Below are 20,894 nucleotides of genomic sequence, written 5' to 3'. Positions count from 1 at the left end.
CGCGCGAAGCGTCCAGTCGGTTGCGTCATTCCGCTGAGGTTGGAGCCATTTCGAGGCGTTGGAAAGTGCATTCCGGCCATCGTCCTGATGAGGCCCGCGCATCATGCGGCGAGCACTCGCGATCACCGTTCCGGCCGCCGTCACGACGCTCGCGCCAGGACCGAGTTGCGAAACGAGTAGCCGAAATAAAGCAGCAGCGCGCCGGTCACCCAGACGAGAAACAGCAGATGCGTCTGCCGGGGCAACTCGATGATCAGATAGAGGCAGAAGGCCACGCTGGCGACCGGAACGAGGGGGAACAGCGGAACCTTGAAGCCACGTTTCAGGTCGGGTCTCGTGCGCCGCAGGATCATGACGCCGAGCGACACGACGGCAAAGGCCGTTAGCGTGCCCATGCTCGTCAGATTCACGAGCACATTCAGCGGCACCACGCCGGCCAGGACAGCGATGAATACCGCCACGATCCAGGTATTGTGCCGCGGGGATTGCGTCACGGGGTCGAGCCTGCCGAAGACTTTGGGTAAAAGGCCATCCCGGCTCATGGCGATCAGGATACGGGTTTGGCCGTACATCGCAGCCAGCGTCACGCTGAAGATCGAGACGATGGCGCCGATCGAAAACAGCACGGACGGCCACGCGGCGCCCGTGACGTTCCGCAGGATCACGGCGAGGCCCGCGTTCTGCCCTGAGAATGCAGTCCACGGCTGGGCGCCGACCGCCGCGATCGCCACGAAAAGGTAGATGGCCGTCACGACCAGCAGGGAAATGATGATAGCCAGCGGCAAGGTCCGCGCGGGATCCTTTGCTTCATCGCCGGCGGTCGAAACCGTATCGAGGCCGATATAGGAGAAGAAGATCATCGAGGCTGCCGAGCCAACACCGGCCCAGCCGAGCGGCATGAACGGGATCAGGTTTTCACTCTTGAAGGCCGTCAGCGCGATGATGCCGAACAGCGCGAGCACGCCGAGCTTTACCACCACGAGGACCGCGTTGACTGCCGTCGATTCCTTGGCGCCGCGGATCAGCAGCATGGCGCAGATGGCGATCAGCGCCATGGCTGGCAGGTTGACGACGCCGCCTTCGCCCGGCGGCTGGCTTATGGCCTCAGGCATCTGCCAGCCGGTGACATCGCCGAACAGTTCGTTGAGATACTGCCCCCAGCCGACAGCGATGGCAGACGCCGAGACCGCATATTCAAGCAGAAGGCATGCACCAACAACGAAGGCGCAGAACTCGCCGAGCGTTGCATAGGCATAGGAATAGGCCGAGCCCGAGACAGGCATGGTCGAGGCCAATTCGGCATAGCAGAGCGCGGTCAACCCCGCCGTGATGCCCGCGATGACGAAGGAGAGCATCACGGCCGGCCCCGACACCGGCACGGCCGCGGTCAGGGCGACGAAGACGCCGCTGCCGACCGTCGCGCCAATCCCGAGCATCACAAGCGGGAACAGGCCGATCGACCGGCTCAGCGAACCATGCGCCGCATCGGCGGCGGCCTGCTCTGCCATGGACCGCACCGGCTTGCGACGAAACAGCGATAATCCGAGCGTCGCAGCCGAAGCCATGAACCTCTCCCTGCAGGTTGTGCAGTTCTCTCGACGGCCTACATCGCAATCAGAACTGCACGGCGAAATTGGCCTGTGCCGAGTTCTCGTAGGCGTCAGACCCGTACTGGCCGGAGTAGGAGACGCCGAGGGTGGCGCTCTTGCCGACCGCGAAGTCGAGGCCGAGTTCGGTCACGAGCGCATTTTCGGCGATCGGCGTGCCCGAAAGCGCGACGGCGGAGGCCGGATCGAAGCCGAGCGTCGTGTCCGGAGTGACATCGCCGAACGCATGCCGCCAGCCGAGCGTGCCGCGCGCCGTGACGCCTGTTGCCAGCTGACCCGATGCGCGCAGGCCGAGCGTCGTATAGGTCGTGTCGAACGTCGTCGAACCGGTCATCGCCGCCGTGCCGCTCTCGCTCACATCGCCGTCTATATGCACGTAAGCGAGATTGGCGAAGGGCTCGAACGCCGCCTTGCCATAGGCGAACCTGTACGCGCCTTCGGCGAAGACCTGCGCCGTCGGCGCGTTGTAGCTGCCCTCGGCAGCGCTGGAGAGACCGACCACCGCGAGCTGTCGCGCCGTCTCGACGTCGTTCCAGGAATAGGCGGCGCCACCGCGAAGCGCCAAGCCGGACTGGCCCTGCCAGCCGCCATAGAGCGCGACGTGATAGCTGTCGCTGGACCCGGACGCAGCGATATCGGGCGAGGAAAACCAGCTCTGGCTGTAGCCGCCGGCAAGGCCAAGGCGCCAGGTGTCGTCGACCGTGACGTCGACGCCGGAGATCAGGCCGCCGATCGAGGAGCTGACATCGGCCGCGTTGCCGTTGCCATCTGCAGAGCCCCAGCTGCCGAGGGCCCGACCCCACATCGCATAGGCCGTTCCGGTCGGAACCTTGGTGACGCCGGCCACAGCCGGGGTCGCTTCGCCACCGATCGCGCCGCGCAGCCGGTCATTCACCGCATCGCGCAGGAAGTGCGACTGCTCGGAGAGGACGCCGAGGGCCGTGGCATGGAACGAGGCATTGGCAAGGCTGGTAAAGGCCGCGCTGGCATCGGCTTCGCCGGCGCCGACGACCTGTTGCCAGGCAGGGCTCCACGCGTCCGCATCGAGCGCGTTCGCTACAGCGATCTCGTTCGGTGTCGTCGCAAGATCCGAAAAGCGCTCAGCGCTGCGGGCGGTCGAGAGATAGCCGTTGGTGCCGTCCTCGCTCAGCGTGAAGCTGATGAACGGGAAGTCTGCAACGGCCACCTCCGGCGACTGCACGGTCAAGCCACCGCCCGTGGTCAGGATCGTATAGGTCGTGCCGGGCACGACGGGCGAATCTGCCGTGTTGTAACGCTCGATCTCGAAGCGCGAGGAGAGTATCGTCGCCTTGCCGCCGACCTCGATCCGGTCGCTCGACGTGCCGTTGATCTCGACGTGATAGTCGGACTGCGGCTCCATCTCGAGATCGCCGCTGACATGCACAGTTCCAATCGAGTTGCCCGGCGCGATCGTCCCTCCCTTGAGATCAATATTGCCGACGACATTGCCGGCACCGGCCAGGATGCCGTTGGTGTTGACGACGACATCGCTGGTCAGCTTGCCATTGACGGCGAGGGTGCCGCCATTGATCGCCGTCCCGCCGGCGGAATCATTGCCCGTCAGGCTGAGCCGGCCGCCATCGTTCTTGGTGAGCGTGCCCGGGCCGGTCAAGTTGCCGGCATAGGTGCCATCGAAGCCCTGCGCGAACACCACCGACGCCTGGTTGAGGATATCGCCCTGCAGGCTGTTGGTATTGCCCTGGAGGGTGCCGCCCTCGACCGTGGTGCCGCCCGTATAGGTGTTGGTACCGGTCAGTGTCAGCCGCCCACCGCCGGCCTTGATGACGGCGCCAAGGCCGGAGATGGCATTGACATAGTATCCGTCCCACGACTGCTGGAAGCGCACGGATCGCGCGACCGTGTTGTCTACGTTTGTATCGAAGATGATGTTGCCGCGGATCGAGCTGCTGCTCCCCTCGAGCACGCCACCATTCACATAATTTGGCCCATTGTAGCTGTTGACGTCGCTGGTCAGCGCGAGGGTTCCAGGCCCGACTTTGGCAAGGCCGGCGCCGCTGACCGGACCGGCGAGCTCAAGCCGCTGACCAGGGTCGACATTGAACGTGCCGTTGAACTTGCCGAGCGAGACCCCGCGTTGGGTCTTGAAGCTCTGCGATGCGCGCAGCGCGCCGCCCGAGAGGTTGATATTCGTACCCGAGGCTCCGAGCGCCGCGTCGGCTTCGACCCGTATCGTTCCGCCGACGATGTCCGTACCACGCGAATAGGTGTTGGTGCCGGCCAGCCAGAGCTCGCCCGGACCGCTCTTGACGAAGGTTCCGGCACCCGAGATCGGCCCCGACCAGATGACCGGATGCAGGGCGACGTTGACTCCACCGCTGCCATCCACGTTCAGCGGCCGGCTGATGGTGAAGTCGGCCGGGACGACGTCGGTCGTCCCGACGCTGCCGCCGCCGGAGACGGTGATCTGCCCGAGCGCTGTGCCGAGATTGTCGTCAGTCGTGAACCTGAGAACACCGCCGGTCACCGTCGCGCCCGTGAATGTGTTCGAACCGCCGAGTGTCACTTCGCCGGCGCCTGATTTCACCAGCGGGCTGCCACTCACCACGCCGTTCACGATCAGTTGCCCGCCGGTGCCGGCATAGAGCCCGCTGCCCGCAGCAGAGCCCATCGTGATCGCATTGCCGATGCTCGCCGTACCGCTCTCGACGCCGAGCAGGCCGCCATTCAGCGTGACGGCTGTATATTGGGAAAGAGCCTTCGACGCGCCGATCAGGAGCGCGCCCTGATTGACCTCGGTTGCACCAAGGTAATAATTATACCCCGTCAACGTGAGTGCGCCGGCCCCGGTCTTGCTCAGGGCTCCATTGCCCGTAATCTGGTGACTAAAGCTGCTGTCGGTCGCCTGGTCGAACACCAGCGAGGCATCGTTGCGGATATCGCTGACGAGACTTGTCGTGTTGCCCTGCAGCGTGCCAGCGTTGACGATGATCAGGCCGGCATAGGCATTGGCTCCGGTCAGGACCGTGGTCCCTGAGCCATTCTTGACGATGTAGAAGCCATCGCCGCGCCCCCCGGTAATGCCATCCTGCGTTGCGATTACATCGCTGACGCGCTGGATCTGGCCGAGGCCAGGCGCTAATGTCAGAAAGCCCGAGCCCGAATAGAAGATGCCGCTGCCATAACCCTGGCCCGAGCCTGCCTGCACGCCGTTTGTGTAGCGACCGCCCGCACCGCCGGCGACGGAGTTGCCTGCAACGTTGAGCGTTCCGGCCAGCGTAAGGCTGCCTTTCGGATCAACATAGACCGCACCTCCGAGACCCGCGCCACCGCCGCCTGCCCGGCTTCGGGCGGTGCCTCCGCCGAAGCCTCCCTGGCCGTCGCAACAGGCCTGAGCGCCAGCGGCACCCCCGCCACCCCCAAATCCACCGGCACCGCCGCTGAAATTGTTGATACCACCGCCGCCACCGCCGCCTCCGGTCGAACCGGCCTCCGCCGTATAAGAGCCGACCCCGGAGGAGCTGCCGCCGTAGCCACCCCCGCCATAGCCGCCGGGGCCGCCATAGCCCAGGGCCCGGCCATTGCTGCCATCGCCGGTCGAGCCTCCACCGCCGCCGCCGCCATACGAACCAAGCGCACTATAAATGCTGCCTCCCTCGCCGCCGGTAGCATGGTTGCTGGCGAAAGCGACGTTCGACACTATGACATTGGCGCCCGGACCGACATAGAGGCCACCACCAAGAGCCGCCCCGCCACCGCCGCCGCCGCCGCCGAGCCCGCCATTGGAGTTTCCGGCGTAGGAGTCGCCGCCTTTGCCGCCGACTGCCTTTGTGTCGGCGATGGTCAGATTGTTGATGGCAACCGAGATTGGACCCGGCTGGATGTTCGGGTTCGGCTCGACCGAGAAGCCGCGATACTGACCGCCCCCCGACAGCGTGTAGTTGCCGCCATTGATGGTGACGTTCTTCGACAAATAAGTGAGATTCGACGTCAGCGTGATGTTCGACGTGAAAGTGATCGTGTCGCCGTTCCTGGCATTGGACACGGCGCGGTAGAGGCTATTCGAATCGGAAACATTCCAGTTGTCGGCGAGCGCCGGACCGGAGACCAGCATGCCCGCTGCGGCCGCCGACAGGATCGCGGCAGCCGTCAACAGGCTGCGTCGACAGCGTATCAACCATCCGTCCTGTTGCAGACTTTTGCTCGGGGCATCCAGCATCATGAAGCCCGTGCGATGCTGGATCGGGTGGGTTTTGGAATGCGGCATGATGGGCTCCGATCGCAGGCAGGCTGGGTGCAGAGGGGAAGGACTGGACGGCCGAACACTTCGTCGGTGCGGCCTTTCTTGGTTAAGACCGGCCCTATAGCAGGCGATTGTTTGTCTGATATTTGAAAACGCCATCCCCTCGGAGGTCCAGATCCTGATCTGACCTGTCCTCGTGATGCCGACGATGCACCCGGTGGTATCGACTTCCGTTCGGTCGGCGGGCTCGGGTAGCGCGCCAGCGGCGCAACTAAGTGCCCCGACGAAGTGCGCTGTCCCCTCGACCCAATCTCGAGCTTGGGACATTCTGGGAGCTTATGTTTCGGATTGTGGCTGCCACGTCGACCGGCAGTGGGAGGAATTCGGATGGGACGTGGGATGCCGCAGGCCGGTGGCTTGGAATTGGATGACGTTGTCTTGGACGATACCTGCCTGTTCGCCCATCGGGCGGGGGAGCAGATCAGGTTTACGCGTAGCGAGCGCGCCCTTCTTCTCGCGTTATCGCGCAACCCGCACCGCCTGATGCAGCGCAGTCAATTGCTGGATGCGATCGCGCTGACCCAGACGGATGCGTCCGACCGCAACGTCGATTTTCTCGTCAACCGCCTACGGACCAAGCTCGGGGATAGCGCAAGGTCGCCCCGTTTCATCGCCACGCAATATGGCGAGGGCTATGTCTGGATCGCCAACGGGCGGCCGGCCGCTGTACCGAGGCACGATCCCGCCCCAGTCAGCAGACTGCTGGCAATCGTCGCTGTCGTTCCGCCACAGGACGGGCGCCTTGCCGAATTTGCTGACGCCGTCACCAAGGAGATCCGCGATCGGATCGCGAACCGGCTCGGTGCAGGCGAGACAGTGATCGTCATGGGGCGTGAAGAGGGTGTAGCTGCACAAGGCGTGCGTTATGTCCTGAAGGTGAGCTTCAAGGACAACGGGGCGCGGCTGGATTGCACCGCCACCCTGAGAGAGTGGCAGTCACGGCGCATTATTCGTGCTTTCCCGCTCCAGTTCGACCGTGACACCGCGGCCGCGCTCATGCCGGAGGTCGAACGCGCCTCGATCGATATTGTCGAGGCATTGCAACACAATCTCGGTGAGGCTTCTGCGGGGCTTGGCGGGCCCGTCGACCAGCCGCTCGAAATCCGCATGCGCCGGGCGTCAACGCTGTTGTCGGCGTCCAATCCGCGATGGCTGGAAAAGGGCCGGCAACTCCGAGAGGCGCGGGCGCAGAATCCGGCCAGCGCGGACATCGCCCTACAGTGGTGCCTGCATCTGTTTGCGCGCCTTGTCCTCTCCAATCCCTTCACCGGCATCGGCCGCGATGAGCGCGACGAGATCGAGAGCGAAATCGAAGCCGTCGTTCTGGATTGCCTGCCCCTCGTCGAGACCAATCCGCTCTTGATGCTGGCCGCTGCCAAGCTGCTCTATTTCGTTGATCGCGGCCATCTTGAGCTGGCCGAGGATCTCGCGGAGCGGGCCTTCGCCCGCATGGCGGATTCGCCCGCCGCGTTGCCGGTGTTGGGCCAATTGCGCCAGGCACGCGGTGACTTCGATGCCGCGCTGGCCTTCTTCGACCGCGGCATCGAAATGGCAGATCCGGCTTCCGAGTTCGAGCTCCATATGCGTGTCCTGAAATGCATCGCGCTCCTTGCGGCGGACGACCGCGAGAGGTTGAAAGCCGCGACGGCTGTCTTCTCCTTCGACAGTCCGCACAACACGCCCGATCTCATCGTGCTCTGTGCCGTGCTGGTCACACCACCGGGCCAGAAGCTGCCACAGGCAATCAAAAAGGTGCTGCTAGCCGCTGGTTCCGAAGGCGCGCACCACGCGATCGCCTACACCTATATGACCTCGGCGCGTCACCTTGTCTCCGTGCAGGCACGCGCCAACATCATGCGAGGGATGATCGCTCACTTTACGGAGCTCTTCGGCAAAGACGTCGTTGCGCCGTTCATTCGAACGGGAACGGGCCTGATCGCCGCGAACTGAGCAAGCGATCTCCCTGTTCTCCATGCGCGTCCGAGCGGGGCAAATCGCCGTCGGCTGGGACGAGCACGTCCTATGAATGCCGCTGCATACCCCATCAGCGTCTGTCGACGTTCCGGTATATGTCGGGATGAGCCAGACTAGACCGGACTTCTCCGGGAGAAGCCGGATTGGCGCGCCAGACTGCTGCATGACTACATGCCATAGCCACCCGAAATACTTCCAAACGGCATCAGTGCCCCGTCATTTCAGCACCGTCTCCGGCAGCCGCTCGCCCTGCACCTCGATCTTGGCCAACCCGGCCCCGATCTCGGCAAGATCGGCATGGGAAAGCTCAACGCCCGTGCCGCCGAAATTCTCCTCGACGGGGAGAGCTTCCTGGTCCCGGGAATGAGCGCGGGCCAGGGTTTCTGCGCGAAGAGCCAGGCGAGCGCGATCTGCGCCCGCGTCGCGCCGTTGCGAGTGGCGACGATCTTGATCACGTTGACCAGCGCCATGTTGGCCTTACGCGCCTCCACCGAGAAGCGGGGGACCTGGACGGCATGCCCCAGCGTGCGCGGGCGAAGTCGCGGCAGTCCGGTGTGTTGCGGACGAACGGCGCGAGGTCGTCAGGGAATGCCAGGCTGAGGCTCAAGGTTGCCGGTCGAATAAAGCAGGGCTCCCGCAAAGGTCCGGACCGCCTCGGGGTTCGACATCATGCTGCGGAGATTGCACATACGTGGCAGCGCGCATCCACAGCCGCGACGGACACCCCAACGAGGTCGTGTTGACAAGGGAATTCCGAAACGCCGTCTGAGCGGCTCAAGGTGTTCTTTTATGGAGGCTATGTCGTTGCGTGGTGCTGTTCTGGGTCTTGCTGTCCGAAACTGGTTTCTGCTGCGTGAGTTCCATATGAATGATTGCGGTTCTCCGTAAACAGTCCATGGAGCATGAACATGTCTGAAGGAGATGTGCTATCCGTCATTCGGGACCAGGAAGACGCAACTGCCCGAGGGGATGCTGGCGCTAACGTCAATGCGATGAGCAGTGATGTCGTTATGTTCGATCTTCCTCCACCGCTCGTCTATCGCGGCGAGCAGGCACGGAACATTGAAGCGCTAGAAGCCTGGTTCGCGACTTGGAGCGATGGTGTTAAAGTCCACCTAGTTGATCCTCAGTTCATTATCGAGGGCGATCTTGCCGTCGCATTTGGGCTGTCGCGAATGACTGGCATCAAGACCGATGGCACAAAGGTCGACTCTTGGAGCCGGCGAACCATCGTGTTGAAGCGCAACGCCGGCATTTGGAAAATCGTCCACGAGCATTCAAGCTTTCCATTGGCAATGGATGGCAGTGGACGCGCAGTAACTGACCTCCTTCCTTAATTCATGGAGTGCTGAGGTCACACGGCGGGTCGGTTTCGCCGTATGCGAATACACTGCCAATTGAATCGACTGCTGATCGCTTCTCTCGTGGTGGGCGATCATCGATCGCTTTGAGCAGCGGGTTGCGGACGTCGCTCCGAATGATTGAAAGTATGGTAGAGGTGTGGTAATCGATAGTCGTGCCTTAGTTGCCTTTCTCGCTCTTATTTTATAATTCGGGTGAGCAAATATATGGCGCAAGTATCAAATCGACAGCTGTTCTTCCGCGCCCTGTTGGTTGGCGTCATCTTGACGCTCGCCGGATGCACGGTTGCGCTCACGCCTGCCTATGATGCCGGGATCGTCAGTGGCGTGAACGCTGCCAACGAGCAGGCGCTCATCCTCTTCAGCGAGGTATCGGGAGGCGCGAGCGCCGCGCGCTATCCCAAGCTCGCGTCCACCTACGACGAGATCATCGGCAAGTTCGACGCCTTGCGCCTGCGTGCGGCGGCGCGTGATGTGCCGGACCTTGGGCGTCGGTTGTCCGGGAGGCTCTCCGAAGTATGCAGTGATGATCCGGATGGCTGTGCAAACTCCTCTCCGGGCGCCCTTCAGGCCATTGTCGACAACCTTCAGAGGATGAAGCAGGAGAACCGGCAAAACGGCATCAACGCGCTGGAAGTCGCGGCCTTCAAGAATGCTCACGAGACTTCGGTGGAGCAGGTTCTGGTTGTTGAGACCGCGCTGCAACGCTGAGGAGGGACGCTGTCCATGGCGACTATCAACATCGACCAATTGGCTGGTGACATCGTGGACGCCCTCCGCGGAGAGATCACGACCGGCTTTCAGGCAATCTCCACATTCGCACGCAATCAATCCAGGCGCCTTGCGGCTCAGGCTGCACTAATCGCGGAAGGCGGGATCACCGGACAACTCGATGCTGAGATGTTGCGATTCTTCGACGACCAGCTGAAAACCATGGCGCGGAATTTCGCACGGGCCGTGGCCGAACGCACGATGATCACGCTGCAGCGCGCTTGGAATGCGATCACCGACGTGGTTTGGGGCGCCGTGAACGCTGCGCTCGGTACGGTTGGGATTGGCGGGCTACCGATGCCGGCACTTGGAACTCGCTGAATTCCTGGACTTGGACGGGACATCTCGAAAGAAGCGGGCGAATTGCCCTTCTGCTTTGCGCAAGACTGCGGGGGAATATTCCGAAGAAGGTTCGGCGCTCACAGCAACTCTTTCGTTGCTCGAAGTAAGACATAGGTGAGATCTCGGGATCTCTGTCGTCTGCTGATTTCTGTGCGGTCTGTGGGGAGGCCGGCCCCTAAGCTTCGAGTCATCAACTGGCCTGAGCCTGGAGGTCTACGCAAATGAGGATCATGCCGCTTTCCGCCGTGGCGCTCCTGCTCGCCGGCGCGATATTGGTTCCCGTTGTTGCTCACGCGCAGTCATGGACCGTGACAGGGTTTCTGCACGGCAAGAAGGACAAGCCGGCGGAGGACCTGAGCGGTATTGCCTGTGAGCCGGAAGAAGACGACGCGCGTCTGTGCCTTCTGATCGACGACGAGACTCAATTCGCACAGTGGGTGACTCTGAAAGGTGGCGCGATCGTCGCGGGGGCGTTGCTGCCGTTGATCTCCGATCACTTTGACGGCAAGGCGGTCGAACTGGACGGCGAAGGCGCGGCCTTCGCCGATGGCGCATTTTACGTGATCGGGTCGTTTGGAGCACCTCGAACCGGCGCGCCGGACCCAGAAAGCGCCGCCCGTTTGAAGGCCGATAGTCACTTCTTCCGAATCGTCCCCGAAGGCGACAGCTGGCAGATCAGCGATGCGGCGAGCCTGCGTTCGATAATTCTCGCCGATCCTGATCTCAAGCTTTTCGCCGACCACGAACTTGCCGACAATGGTTTGACCATCGAAGGCGTGACGGTCTCCGGCGATACGGCCTATATCGGTTTCCGCGGCCCGGTTCTCGGCGTCGACAAGAGCAAGGCCGCGATCCTGTCGCTGCCGCTGTCGACTCTCTTTAAAGGAGCACCGCTCCCGGCGGGCACGGAGGTCCACAAGATTTCGCTCGGCATCGGAAAGGGTGTGCGCGACCTCGCCACGGTTGGTGACGACGTCCTGATTTTGGCGGGACCGGTCGGCAACGAGAAGAAAGACCATATGGCTGAAGGAGCTTATCGATTGTTCCGCTGGAGCCCGGGGTCTGACCAAGCAAGCGAGCTCCTTCAGCTTCCGCTTTCGATCCATGGAAACGACAGCCCGGACAAGCCGGAGGCGGTCCTACCGCTCGGAGTCGCGGATGGTCATCTCGATGTTCTAGTCTTGTCTGACGGCCCTGAGAATGGAGCGCCCAAGAGTTACCGGCTCGATTGGTCTGAGTAAAGCGACTCGAATTCATATATGTGTAGTCAGAATTACATCGCAACAGGTGCCACAATTATATCAGTAGTCGTCAAAGCGAAGTAAGGGGGAAAAAGATGGCAGCTGAATTGAGCTTACTTAATCCCGGGTTTGGTGCTCTGTGCAAGACACTGCTGGAGACCTGCAGTCAACACGGTGCCGAGATGCGTCCCAACGAGGGCGTGAGGGATCCGTGGCAGCAGGCCCGGTATTGGCGGCAGTCGCGCTCGAAGGAGGAGATCACTGCGGCGATTGCCAGGCTGAACAACAGCGGAGCGAACTATATTGCCGAGATCCTCGATGAAGTAGGTGCGCAGCACGGAGATCCGGTTACGAACGCACTTCCTGGCGCAAGTTGGCATCAGTGGGGTCTTGCGCTCGATTGCTTCTGGCTCGTCGGCGGAGTTGCAGAATGGAGCACGTCGAGGACGGTGAATGGCATCAACGGCTATCGTCTCTACGCTGATCAGGCCGAGCAACTAGACCTTACGGCCGGCGGACGCTGGAGGTCCATCAAGGACTGGCCGCATGTTCAAGCAAAGGGCCCCGTCAGCCCGCTCAACAAGTTCACGTGGGCAGAAATCAACGACGAAATGGTCCGCCTGTACCCGAGGAACCCTTAGCGAATGTTTGGGCCGCATCTTTGGTCCTTCGAAGGGGAAATTCATGAGCACAGTTTTCAACCACTGTCGTGCCAAAGTCCTAAATCGGGGAAAGCCGCCTGTATCGTTTCTCGAAGAGCTGGTCAGTTGGGGCGCTGGCGCTCCGGAGGAGATATTCCTGCGCAACGACAGGCACGATGTCTATTCGAGCGTGCGTGACGAACTGGGGCCATGGACCGACACGCTGGATCGCAAGGCAACTATGCTGGAGGTGCTGCGAGTTCTCGCTGGTTTCGAGAGTTCCTGGGATTGGAACGCCGGCCGCGACACGACCAACCCATCGTCCAACCAGCCGTGTACCGAAGAGGCCGGCATATTTCAATGTTCAGGCAATTCCATGGATATCGATCCGAGCCTAAGGCATTTGCTCCAAACCGTGGCTGCAAGATCGGATTGTGACACGTTCAGGGCGGTCATGAAGGCAAACCATGACTTTGCCTTCGAATATACTGCAAGGCTGCTTCGGTTCACGGTAAATCACCATGGACCGATTAAAGGAAAACATGTGAATCCATGGCTCAGCCGAGATGCCGCGGGCGAATTCAGGCAGATGCTGGCATCGTGACCGTGTCGGTGCGACGCCGGTCCAAGCCGGCTAAACTGTTTGCGACCTCAAGATGCCGTATCGCTCACGCTGAACCGTTCGGTGTTTGCCGGAGGCTGCAATCATCGAATTCGGGGCGGCCGAAATCCGGATCTGAAGGTCGGCGCAAGGCGCGCCGACGGCGCTAGGACCGGGTGAGGCAATCCTGGACCGGCCCGGAAGGCTTGCCCCGAACAGCCATGATCTCGTCCATCTCGCGCGTCACTCGAAGCCGGAGAGCGAGGTGTCGACGACCAGCGCCAGGCACGGCTTTCATGACGTCGCGCAGGGCGGCATCGTCAGGACGGACGCTTAGATAGCGCATACTGGTGCGATCGACGCTCAATGCCTTGCACGCCCGACGCTGGCTCACCCCATGCTCGGCACAGGCATGGGCCACGGCTTTACGCCTCAGATCGAGCGTCACCATTTTTTGAGGCGACATCCTTCAGGATAGCGTTGTCCAGCATCTGCTCGGCGAGCAGCTTTTCAGGCGGGCGTTCTCATCCTCAAGCGCCTTCAGACGGCGGGCATCCGACACGTCCATCCCGCCATACTTTGCCTTGAATTTATAGAAGGTCGCCGAAGAGATGCCGTGCTTGCGGCACACGTCAGCGGTCTTGGCCCCCGCCTCCTGCTCTTTCAGCATGCCGATGATCTGCTCTTCCGTGAACCGTGAGGCTCGCATCGTCCATCTCCGGGATCGACGGACTCTACGCAAATCTGGAGGAGCATCAGGGCATCAGATCAGAGGAACATACTGAACCAGACCGCCATCTGACCCAGCCTTCATCTTCAAAGTGGTCGATAGAGAGGGGCTATGGCGACAGTGAGAATTGGAAGCTCGAGAATATCCTCGTCGAGGGGTGCCCCGCTCGTAACTCTCCTGGTCATTTTGTCGGCGCAGTCCATCCGGCATTTCTAAGACCGGTCATCACGGCATCCAGGATTGGGGGTATCGGCCGGAAATTGCCATAGATTCGCTCCGGTTCCCGGGCGAGCGCCGGTGACATCTCGGCCATTCGCGCGAGTGATTGATGCGCCGCCGGCAGATCGCCGGTCGCTGCCTGGGCAATAGCGAGGAAGGACATTCCAGTTGGATCGCCGGTGGCGGAGCGCTCTGCCGAGGCCAGCATTTCGCGATACTTGCCGTCGAGAAGCTGCCGGATGGTGATCATGTCATAGTACCACCCGGGTGGGCTGATGGATCGCTCGACCGCGCGGTTGACGTAGGGCAACGCCTCCTCCCAGCGGCCGCGCAACGCTAGCCGCCATCCCAGCTGGGCGATTGTATCGGGATCGTTGGGGTTGATCGCCAGGGCGTGGCGCTGAGTCCGCTCCGATTCATCAAACTGACCGAGATGGTACTGAACGGCAGATAATGCCTGCAGTGCGACGATGCTTTCCGGTGCGATCTCCACGGCCTTCGATGCCATCGCGAACGCCCGGTCCATCTCACGGGGGGCATCGGCAGCGCTTACAAACCCATAACGAGCGGCGTCGAGATGCATCCAGCCAAGCATCGCCCAAGCTGTTGCGTAGCCCGGATCATTGAGGGTTACCTGCTCAAGGCATGAAAGAACCGGTTCGTGAACCTTCTCGTCGAAGGTGCGACGATACTGATAGGCGCGCAGCACGCAGTCGTAGTCCGACATGGAAGATGCAACTGGGGTCGCCAGCTGCGCGGACGCGCTGCGGTTCACGATGCCATAAGTCTGCCCGAGCTCAGCGGCCACGCTGGCAGACAGCTCGTCCTGGACCTTCAGTAGAGCGCCTGGCGTCCGTTGCCTGTCATAGACCTCGCTCCACAGCACCCGGCCGGTCCCCGCGTCCAGCAGTTGTGCATTGATGCGTGTCGTAGCACCGTCTGAGCGAACGCTGCCCTTCACCAGATAGGCGACGCCGAGTTTCCGGCCGACGTCGATGGGATCGGCGTCGGCGTCCTGCCGGAAGCTCGCCGCCACGGAGTAGAGGCGGAAACCCTCGAACCGCATCAAATCGGTGATCAGCTCTTGGGTCATGCCGGCTGCGAGGAATTGATCGTCCTCATTGTTGCTCAGCGAAGCCAAGGGAAGGACGACGAGGGGGATGGTCCGGCTCGCTGCCGGATCGGGCGCCGGCGGAACGCGTTGCCAGGCAATGATCGCGGCGGTTGCAAGGCCCAGCAGGGCGAATGCGACGCCGGCGCGTGTCGGCCAGCGTGAAAGCAACTCCGCCGCGCCAAGCTTGGCGCCTTCCCGTCCTTTGCTGGGGCGGCCAGCTGCATCAACCAGGTCGGCTGCGGGATCAGAAGCTGGGGCAACGATCGGCGCCGCCAAAGTCGAAGCAGCCGGAAGCACTGGTTGCGTCACGTTCTGCCATTCGAAATGCGGGATGTAGCCGCCCTTCGGAATAGTGATGCGGATCGCATCGCGCCCGCCAGCGCCAATATAATAGCTATCGAGATCCCGCCGCAGCCGCCGGGCTTCCAGCCGCACGACAGGATCTGTTTGGGACTGGAATTCTTCGTTGCGGCCGAACACAGCAAGGGCAATCGTGTAGCCCTTTAGTCCTCCGCCGCGCCCTTCCAGTGTTTCCTCAACAAGATATCGCAGGAATGTACGGCGACGCTGGCTCCCATGGAGTTCCGGGCTCGCCAGCATGTGTTCGACCTGGGCGCGGATGACCGCAGCATCAGGCCTGCCGGAATCGAGCCGGTTGCCCGGACCAGATGACCCCAGAGTCGACTCCATCGCGGTTCTCGCATCAATACCGACTTCGGCCGGCGCTTATCAGCTTATTCCGATTTGACCGAAACGACCATTTCCCCGATCGGCGGCCCCCCCGGAATACAGGCGTCCCTTCAGGCAGGCCGTGTCCCCTGCTCAGGTTACGAACATGTTCGTCGCTTCCGCGGCTCGCGCCGCCGTGCACCCTACTCGCGCTGGGGCAGGGGCTGGCAGGTTCAAATGCCGAAATGGAGCGGGCAGGCTGCAAGGCTGACGGACGTCGTCGCCAGGTTTCACGACCGGGAACTGGAGATCTGGCGGCGCTGCGCTCACGACCCCGCATTCCACGAGGTCTGCCAGGACTATCAGGAAGCCGTGGAAGCGTCCCGCTATTGGGCCTCTCCCGATCATCCGGATGCAGGGAAAGTCGAGGAATACCGTGCCCTGGTCGCGGATCTCGAAAGTGAAATTCTCTCAGCCCTCGGTTGAGATATCGAAAGAGGAGAGACTAGAGATGATCGGCATATCCGTCAGAGCCGGATCACCGAGGCGTCGGGACTGGATGAGATCCAGCTTGATGGCGATCGGGATCGCGGCACTTGGAATGACAGCACCTGCGAATGCCCAGGAGGCGCCCATCTCAAAACCCAATATCCTGTTCATCATGGGCGACGACATCGGCTACATGCAGCCGAGTATCTACCATCGCGGGCTGATGGTCGGCGAAACGCCGAATATCGATCGGATCGGCAAGGAGGGGGCGCTCTTTACTGACTACTATGCGGAGCAGAGCTGCACCGCCGGCCGGAACGCCTTCTTCACCGGCATGCATCCGCTCCGCACCGGCATGATTCCGCCGCAGCTTCCGGGCAGTCCGTCTTATCTGAGGCCCGGCACGCCAGCTCTCGCCAAGTTCCTGCTCGATCTCGGCTACAATACCGGCGAGTTCGGCAAGAACCATCTCGGCGATCACACCGATGCTTTGCCGACCGCGCACGGCTTCCAGGAATTCTGGGGCTATCTCTATCATCTTGACGCCATGCAGGGCGTGAGCTTCCCCGACATCAACAAATCGCCATTGCAGCAGACCGTGGCGCCCCCCTGCATGAATACGCCGATCCCGGGACTTCCGGAGGTTCCGGGCGCGGTCGACCCGAAGACCACGACCTGCCTCACCCCGCCGCGACCAGTGATGTGGTGCAAATCGGCCGACGGCTCCTCGGCGAAGCAATCCTGCGAAGACCAGGGTCCACTGACGCTCGAACGTTCGGAAACGGTCGATGAGGAAATCTCCGCGAAAGTCGTGGACTTCCTCGACCGCAATGACCCGAGGAAGACCAGCAAGCCGTTCTTCGTCTGGTACAACCCGGCCCGCATGCACATCACCACGGTGCTGCCGCCGAAATATGAGGCGATGATCGGCGAGCCCGGCGGGAAGGACTGGGGTCTCAACGAAGCCGGCATGAAGCAACTCGACGACAATATCGGCACTGTCCTCGACAAGCTCTCCTCGATGGGCCAACTCGACAACACGATCGTCGTGTTCACGACCGATAACGGCGCCGAGACGATCACCTTCCCCGATGGCGGCACCACGCCGTTCAAGGGCGGCAAGCTCACGACCTGGGAAGGTGGCATGCGGGCGCCAATGCTCATCCGCTGGCCGGGACACATCAAGCCTGGCACGGTCATGACCGATATGTTCGCCTCGCTCGACTGGGTCCCGACCTTTGTCGACATCGCCGGTGGACCGAAGGGTGACGGCCTCAACCAAGAGATTGAGAAGGGGGCTTATCCCGGCATCGTCAAGACCAAGCTCGACGGCATCGACCAGCGCAACTACCTCGAGGGCAAGCAGCCGGATTCGGATCGGGATACCTTCTTCTACTATTCCGGCAAGACGCCGTCGGCCGTCCGCTACAAGAACTGGAAAATGTACTTCAACATGGTGTCTGACTCGCCGGCCGGCTTCGTCAACGGCGTACAGCCCTATTCGTGGACCCAGGTCGTCAATATCAAGCGCGATCCGTTTGAAACATCAGTCGGCGATCAGCAGAAGACGTTGCTTGGTATGGGCGGCACGATCGGCTCGCCGTCGACGGCCTATATCTATGACTGGAACATGCTGCCGATCGGCCAGTCCCTTTGGCTGAGGGAACTGGAGAGCTATGTCGACTTCCCGCCGATGCAGGCTGCGGCGAGTTACAATCTCGACCAGGTCATCCAGCAGGTCCAGGACATGAAGTCGAACCATGTCGGCGCCGATTAGCGGCGCCTGAGGACCGCGCGGGCGGCGAACCCTGCCGCCCGCGTCACGCCATCAATCGGGAGAGGGCCAGATGACACTATCCTATGGCCGGCTGGTATTCTGTGGGGTCGTGGCGCGCGCGGTCGCCGGCGCGGCTCTCGCGGTTATGCTCGTGACGGCGGCGCAGGCGCAGCCCGATCCTTTGCCTTCCTGGAACGAGGGCACGGCCAAAGCCGCCATCGTCGACTTCGTCAGGAAGACCACAGATGTGGGGAGCCCCGACTTCGTGCCGGCCGAGGACCGTGTCGCCACCTTCGACCAGGATGGCACGCTCTGGGTCGAACACCCTGTCTATAGTCAGCTCGTCTATATCCTCGACCGGGTGGGCCCGCTGGTGAAGGCAAAGCCGGAGCTTGCCAAGATCGAGCCGTTCAGGACTGTGCTCTCCGGCGACCGCGAGGCGATTGCCAAGCTGTCGCTGCATGATCTCGAAAAGCTCGCCGCGGCGACGCTGACTGGCATGTCGGTCGAGACGTTCGCCAAGGAGGCTAAGGCCTGGACCGACAGTGCCAAGGACAAACGCTGGCAGCGTCCATACACGGAACTGACCTACCAGCCGATGCAGGAGGTGCTCTCCTATCTGCGCGCCAACGGCTACAAGACCTATATCGTCACCGGCGGCGGCCAGGACTTTGTCCGCATCTATTCATACAAGACCTACGGTATTCCGCCTGAACAGGTCGTCGGCAGCGCCGGCGCGGTGACCTTCAGCTATGGCAAGGACGGCAAGCCGGTGCTGACCAAAGACCCGAAGCTGCTGGTCAATGACAACAATGCCGGCAAGCCGGAGGCCATCCATCTGATGATTGGCCGGCGCCCACATGCCGCCTTCGGCAACTCGACCGGCGACCGCCAGATGCTCGAATACACCGCCGCGGGCGACGGCGCGCGCCTCGCGATGCTCGTTCTGCATGACGACGCTACCCGCGAATATGCTTACGGCCCGGCCGCAGGTCTCCCCGACACCAAGGTTGGGGCGTTCACTCAAGAGCTGTTCGACGAGGCCAAAAAGGAAGGCTGGACGGTGATCAGCATGAAGAGAGACTGGAAGAAGATCTTCTCGTTCGAGTAGCGATCGCAAATCCGTACCCGTGCCAGTCGTGTACTCGGGAACGCAACTGGGTTGATTGTCTTGAGGGGCGACCCTCGATTCGAGTGGCCGACCACATGAACCCTCTGGCGGGACTGCGGTCTGGACAGACTGGGCGGAACAGCGGGATCGTAGTGGCGCGCGGTGCGACGTGCAAGTCTACCCGCGAGATCGTGCTATCAGCTGTTGTCCATGACCATTTCCACGAGCTTGGCGATCTTCTCTCGCGTGAGGTCACCCGAGTTCGAGATGTAAGGCTCCTCGTCCGGTGCGTAGACGAACTGGACGCCTTTTGACGAGCCGCTGTCGCCGGCCTGCGCCACAATGACGTTCCCGAATGCCGTCGAAATCGACGTTGCCGGTCCGTCACCCAGCTTGAAGGATACCCCAACAAACCGGTGGTCCTGCGCGCTGATCTGCGGGGCGAGTGAGAACTGCCCGTCCGGCAACGCAGCCTGAAGCTCCTTCAGGAACGGGATGACATGCTGCTCCATGGCCGTCTTGCAGTGTTCGACGTCGGCCATCCGCGTGTCCGCGTTCGTCACGGCCTTCTGGACCTGCCTGTCCTTTTCGGCCGTCGCGGCAGCGGTCTTGGCCATGAATCGTTCGGCCAGCTCGTTTGCGTGCATGTCACCCTCATATGTGGATAATCGCGCCGCTCAGGTGCCGATCGACGTCAGCTCATCAATGCGCTCACAGCAACAATAGGCGCTGACGGCAAACGTTCCCCCGGCCGAGATTACTTTGGCCCTTCAGCGGCCGCCGGCTGACGATTTGCTCAAGATCGCGGTGTGCGCGGGGCGAACCAGCCCGGATGGGGCGCTACGCGTCCAGGCCCTCAGCGATCCGTTGTGAGGCGACAAAGTCCATGCCGCAGGCCAACCGCTTCGTTGTCGGCGTCTTGAGATTCAGAACGCGCCAGAACGGAGTAATCGCGTCAAGGCTGGCGCCGTTCAGGTGCTGCAGCCACGCTGCCTCGGCTACCGTGCGCAGGTGATATCCAGTCGTCACCGGGCACGTCACTTCGGCGCCATTGGCCGCTGCGAGTTGAGCCTTCATCATTTTGACATCGACAGCTTTGCCCTTTGGCACCGATCGCAAGAAGTCGTCGACCATCTTCGCGGTGGGCAGCAGCATCTGCTGGCCGTTGCGGATCTTGTAACTATGAGGCGTGGGCTCGTTGAGCTTGGCCGTCCAATCTTCGTACCGCATCATAACACCTCATCTAGTGGCCCGGTCCTATCACCCGTTGGCCGTGGCGCTGTACTGATAGCGTCGGATGAGCGTCGGACGGGCAGAAGTGCAAGACTGAATTGCGCCGTCCGGCGGCCCAATGGCGACGATACAGCCTTAACGGAGCGTGACAGGTTGCCAGGGCAATATCGAGCCGGGTTGTTGCGGCCCGCGTTCTTGACATCTGCTTAGGTCGCCCGCCGCAGTCGCCGGTGTAGGTAATTCTCATCGAAACCTGCGATCTGCACCAGTTTGACGGGGTTCTCGATATGCAGGCTGCCGCGCTGGAAAGACATCGCACCCGTAAGCCGCAGCTCCTTCAGGATCCGGTTGAGGTGAACCGGCGTCATGCCCAGCGAGTCCGCAATCAGCAACTGGGACAAGGGCATCGTCAGCGTCGGTTCGGATATCAGACCAATATTTCGCGCCCGGAGGTAAAGTTCGCACATCAAATGTGCCACCCGCTCCAGGCTCGTGCGACGACCCATGCTGGTAATCCAGGCACGCATCGTGCCTTCGTCGACGAGCTGGGACACATACATCGCCTTGGCCACCTGATGGTGACTGTCCAGGATCGCATCCATATCGGCGCGCTCGATCGTGGCCACCAGGGCCGGGCCGATTGTCTGGATGCTGTGATCCATCTCCGCCAGCAAGGCGACATGCAGGTCACATGAGTCACCCGGCATCATGAATGCAAGGACTTGCCGCGTT

16 protein-coding genes and 1 pseudogene are annotated in these 20,894 nt (G+C 61.9%); 10 read left to right on the top strand and 7 right to left on the bottom strand.

The annotated features are described in order from the left end of the window. Positions 1-140 precede the first annotated feature (140 nt). Positions 141-1,565, bottom strand: coding sequence for an APC family permease (locus BUB39_RS24140; protein WP_073058622.1), 1,425 nt, complete (start codon positions 1,563-1,565; stop codon positions 141-143). Positions 1,566-1,614: 49 nt separating this feature from the next. Continuing rightward, positions 1,615-5,853, bottom strand: coding sequence for an autotransporter domain-containing protein (locus tag BUB39_RS25590; RefSeq protein ID WP_073058621.1), 4,239 nt, complete (start codon positions 5,851-5,853; stop codon positions 1,615-1,617). Positions 5,854-6,267: 414 nt separating this feature from the next. Here BUB39_RS25590 and BUB39_RS24130 point away from each other — a divergent pair, with 414 nt between their 5' ends. The 7 genes from BUB39_RS24130 to BUB39_RS24095 all read left to right on the top strand — a co-directional run bounded on the left by BUB39_RS24130 (position 6,268) and on the right by BUB39_RS24095 (position 12,823). Next, a complete protein-coding gene (locus tag BUB39_RS24130; protein WP_175561946.1) occupies positions 6,268-7,839 on the top strand; it encodes a winged helix-turn-helix domain-containing protein in 1,572 nt (523 codons plus the stop codon). Between the two features lie 932 nt (positions 7,840-8,771). Continuing rightward, complete coding sequence (locus BUB39_RS24120) at positions 8,772-9,200, top strand: YybH family protein (RefSeq protein WP_073058618.1); 429 nt, start codon at positions 8,772-8,774, stop codon at positions 9,198-9,200. A gap of 231 nt (positions 9,201-9,431) precedes the next feature. After that, positions 9,432-9,935: a hypothetical protein gene (locus BUB39_RS24115; RefSeq protein ID WP_073058617.1), complete on the top strand. Its 504-nt coding sequence runs from the start codon at positions 9,432-9,434 to the stop codon at positions 9,933-9,935. Positions 9,936-9,950: 15 nt separating this feature from the next. Next, a complete protein-coding gene (locus tag BUB39_RS24110) occupies positions 9,951-10,316 on the top strand; it encodes a hypothetical protein (protein WP_073058616.1) in 366 nt (121 codons plus the stop codon). A gap of 242 nt (positions 10,317-10,558) precedes the next feature. Then, the gene (locus tag BUB39_RS24105) at positions 10,559-11,578 is read left to right on the top strand and encodes a DUF3616 domain-containing protein (RefSeq protein WP_073058615.1); all 1,020 of its coding nucleotides are present in this window, start codon (positions 10,559-10,561) and stop codon (positions 11,576-11,578) included. A 95-nt stretch (positions 11,579-11,673) separates the two neighbouring features. Beyond that, positions 11,674-12,219 (top strand): M15 family metallopeptidase, encoded by a 546-nt coding sequence (locus tag BUB39_RS24100; RefSeq protein ID WP_073058614.1) that lies wholly within the window; start codon positions 11,674-11,676, stop codon positions 12,217-12,219. Positions 12,220-12,262: 43 nt separating this feature from the next. Continuing rightward, a complete protein-coding gene (locus tag BUB39_RS24095) occupies positions 12,263-12,823 on the top strand; it encodes a hypothetical protein (RefSeq protein WP_073058613.1) in 561 nt (186 codons plus the stop codon). 250 nt (positions 12,824-13,073) lie between these two features. On the opposite strand, the pseudogene BUB39_RS25840 reads toward BUB39_RS24095, so the two are convergent. Both BUB39_RS25840 and BUB39_RS24080 read right to left on the bottom strand, forming a co-directional pair. After that, a pseudogene (locus tag BUB39_RS25840) lies at positions 13,074-13,529 on the bottom strand (transposase); the annotation flags it as partial. A 202-nt stretch (positions 13,530-13,731) separates the two neighbouring features. After that, complete coding sequence (locus BUB39_RS24080; RefSeq protein ID WP_073058612.1) at positions 13,732-15,573, bottom strand: tetratricopeptide repeat protein; 1,842 nt, start codon at positions 15,571-15,573, stop codon at positions 13,732-13,734. A 216-nt stretch (positions 15,574-15,789) separates the two neighbouring features. On the opposite strand from BUB39_RS24080, the gene BUB39_RS24075 reads away from it, so the two are divergent. From BUB39_RS24075 to BUB39_RS24065, 3 genes are all read left to right on the top strand, one after another. Beyond that, the gene (locus tag BUB39_RS24075) at positions 15,790-16,038 is read left to right on the top strand and encodes a hypothetical protein (protein WP_073058611.1); all 249 of its coding nucleotides are present in this window, start codon (positions 15,790-15,792) and stop codon (positions 16,036-16,038) included. Between the two features lie 115 nt (positions 16,039-16,153). Further along, on the top strand, positions 16,154-17,818 hold the full coding sequence (locus tag BUB39_RS24070; RefSeq protein WP_244540363.1) for an arylsulfatase: 1,665 nt from the start codon (positions 16,154-16,156) through the stop codon (positions 17,816-17,818). A gap of 70 nt (positions 17,819-17,888) precedes the next feature. Continuing rightward, the gene (locus BUB39_RS24065) at positions 17,889-18,929 is read left to right on the top strand and encodes an HAD family hydrolase (RefSeq protein ID WP_084527940.1); all 1,041 of its coding nucleotides are present in this window, start codon (positions 17,889-17,891) and stop codon (positions 18,927-18,929) included. Positions 18,930-19,126: 197 nt separating this feature from the next. Here BUB39_RS24065 and BUB39_RS24060 read toward each other — a convergent pair whose 3' ends face one another. The 3 genes from BUB39_RS24060 to BUB39_RS24050 all read right to left on the bottom strand — a co-directional run. Continuing rightward, positions 19,127-19,471, bottom strand: a complete 345-nt coding sequence (locus BUB39_RS24060) for a hypothetical protein (RefSeq protein WP_139251610.1) — start codon at positions 19,469-19,471, stop codon at positions 19,127-19,129. A 298-nt stretch (positions 19,472-19,769) separates the two neighbouring features. Next, entirely contained in the window at positions 19,770-20,162 is a 393-nt protein-coding gene (locus BUB39_RS24055) for a hypothetical protein (protein ID WP_073058608.1), read from the bottom strand. A gap of 206 nt (positions 20,163-20,368) precedes the next feature. After that, a partial coding sequence (locus tag BUB39_RS24050; RefSeq protein WP_073058607.1) for a Crp/Fnr family transcriptional regulator occupies positions 20,369-20,894 on the bottom strand: 526 nt, incomplete at its 5' end.

It is taken from the genome of Kaistia soli DSM 19436, from assembly GCF_900129325.1.
Taxonomy (GTDB): Bacteria; Pseudomonadota; Alphaproteobacteria; order Rhizobiales; family Kaistiaceae; genus Kaistia; species Kaistia soli.
This window is presented reverse-complemented; position numbering and strand designations above follow the sequence as displayed.

Coding starts and splice junctions, on each gene's coding strand:
- BUB39_RS24140 (WP_073058622.1), bottom strand. CDS start 1,565: ATGGCTTCGGCTGCGACGCTCGGATTATCGCTGTTTCGTCGCAAGCCG.
- BUB39_RS25590 (WP_073058621.1), bottom strand. CDS start 5,853: ATGCCGCATTCCAAAACCCACCCGATCCAGCATCGCACGGGCTTCATG.
- BUB39_RS24120 (WP_073058618.1), top strand. CDS start 8,772: ATGTCTGAAGGAGATGTGCTATCCGTCATTCGGGACCAGGAAGACGCA.
- BUB39_RS24115 (WP_073058617.1), top strand. CDS start 9,432: ATGGCGCAAGTATCAAATCGACAGCTGTTCTTCCGCGCCCTGTTGGTT.
- BUB39_RS24110 (WP_073058616.1), top strand. CDS start 9,951: ATGGCGACTATCAACATCGACCAATTGGCTGGTGACATCGTGGACGCC.
- BUB39_RS24105 (WP_073058615.1), top strand. CDS start 10,559: ATGAGGATCATGCCGCTTTCCGCCGTGGCGCTCCTGCTCGCCGGCGCG.
- BUB39_RS24100 (WP_073058614.1), top strand. CDS start 11,674: ATGGCAGCTGAATTGAGCTTACTTAATCCCGGGTTTGGTGCTCTGTGC.
- BUB39_RS24095 (WP_073058613.1), top strand. CDS start 12,263: ATGAGCACAGTTTTCAACCACTGTCGTGCCAAAGTCCTAAATCGGGGA.
- BUB39_RS24080 (WP_073058612.1), bottom strand. CDS start 15,573: ATGGAGTCGACTCTGGGGTCATCTGGTCCGGGCAACCGGCTCGATTCC.
- BUB39_RS24075 (WP_073058611.1), top strand. CDS start 15,790: ATGCCGAAATGGAGCGGGCAGGCTGCAAGGCTGACGGACGTCGTCGCC.
- BUB39_RS24070 (WP_244540363.1), top strand. CDS start 16,154: ATGACAGCACCTGCGAATGCCCAGGAGGCGCCCATCTCAAAACCCAAT.
- BUB39_RS24065 (WP_084527940.1), top strand. CDS start 17,889: ATGACACTATCCTATGGCCGGCTGGTATTCTGTGGGGTCGTGGCGCGC.
- BUB39_RS24060 (WP_139251610.1), bottom strand. CDS start 19,471: ATGGCCGACGTCGAACACTGCAAGACGGCCATGGAGCAGCATGTCATC.
- BUB39_RS24055 (WP_073058608.1), bottom strand. CDS start 20,162: ATGATGCGGTACGAAGATTGGACGGCCAAGCTCAACGAGCCCACGCCT.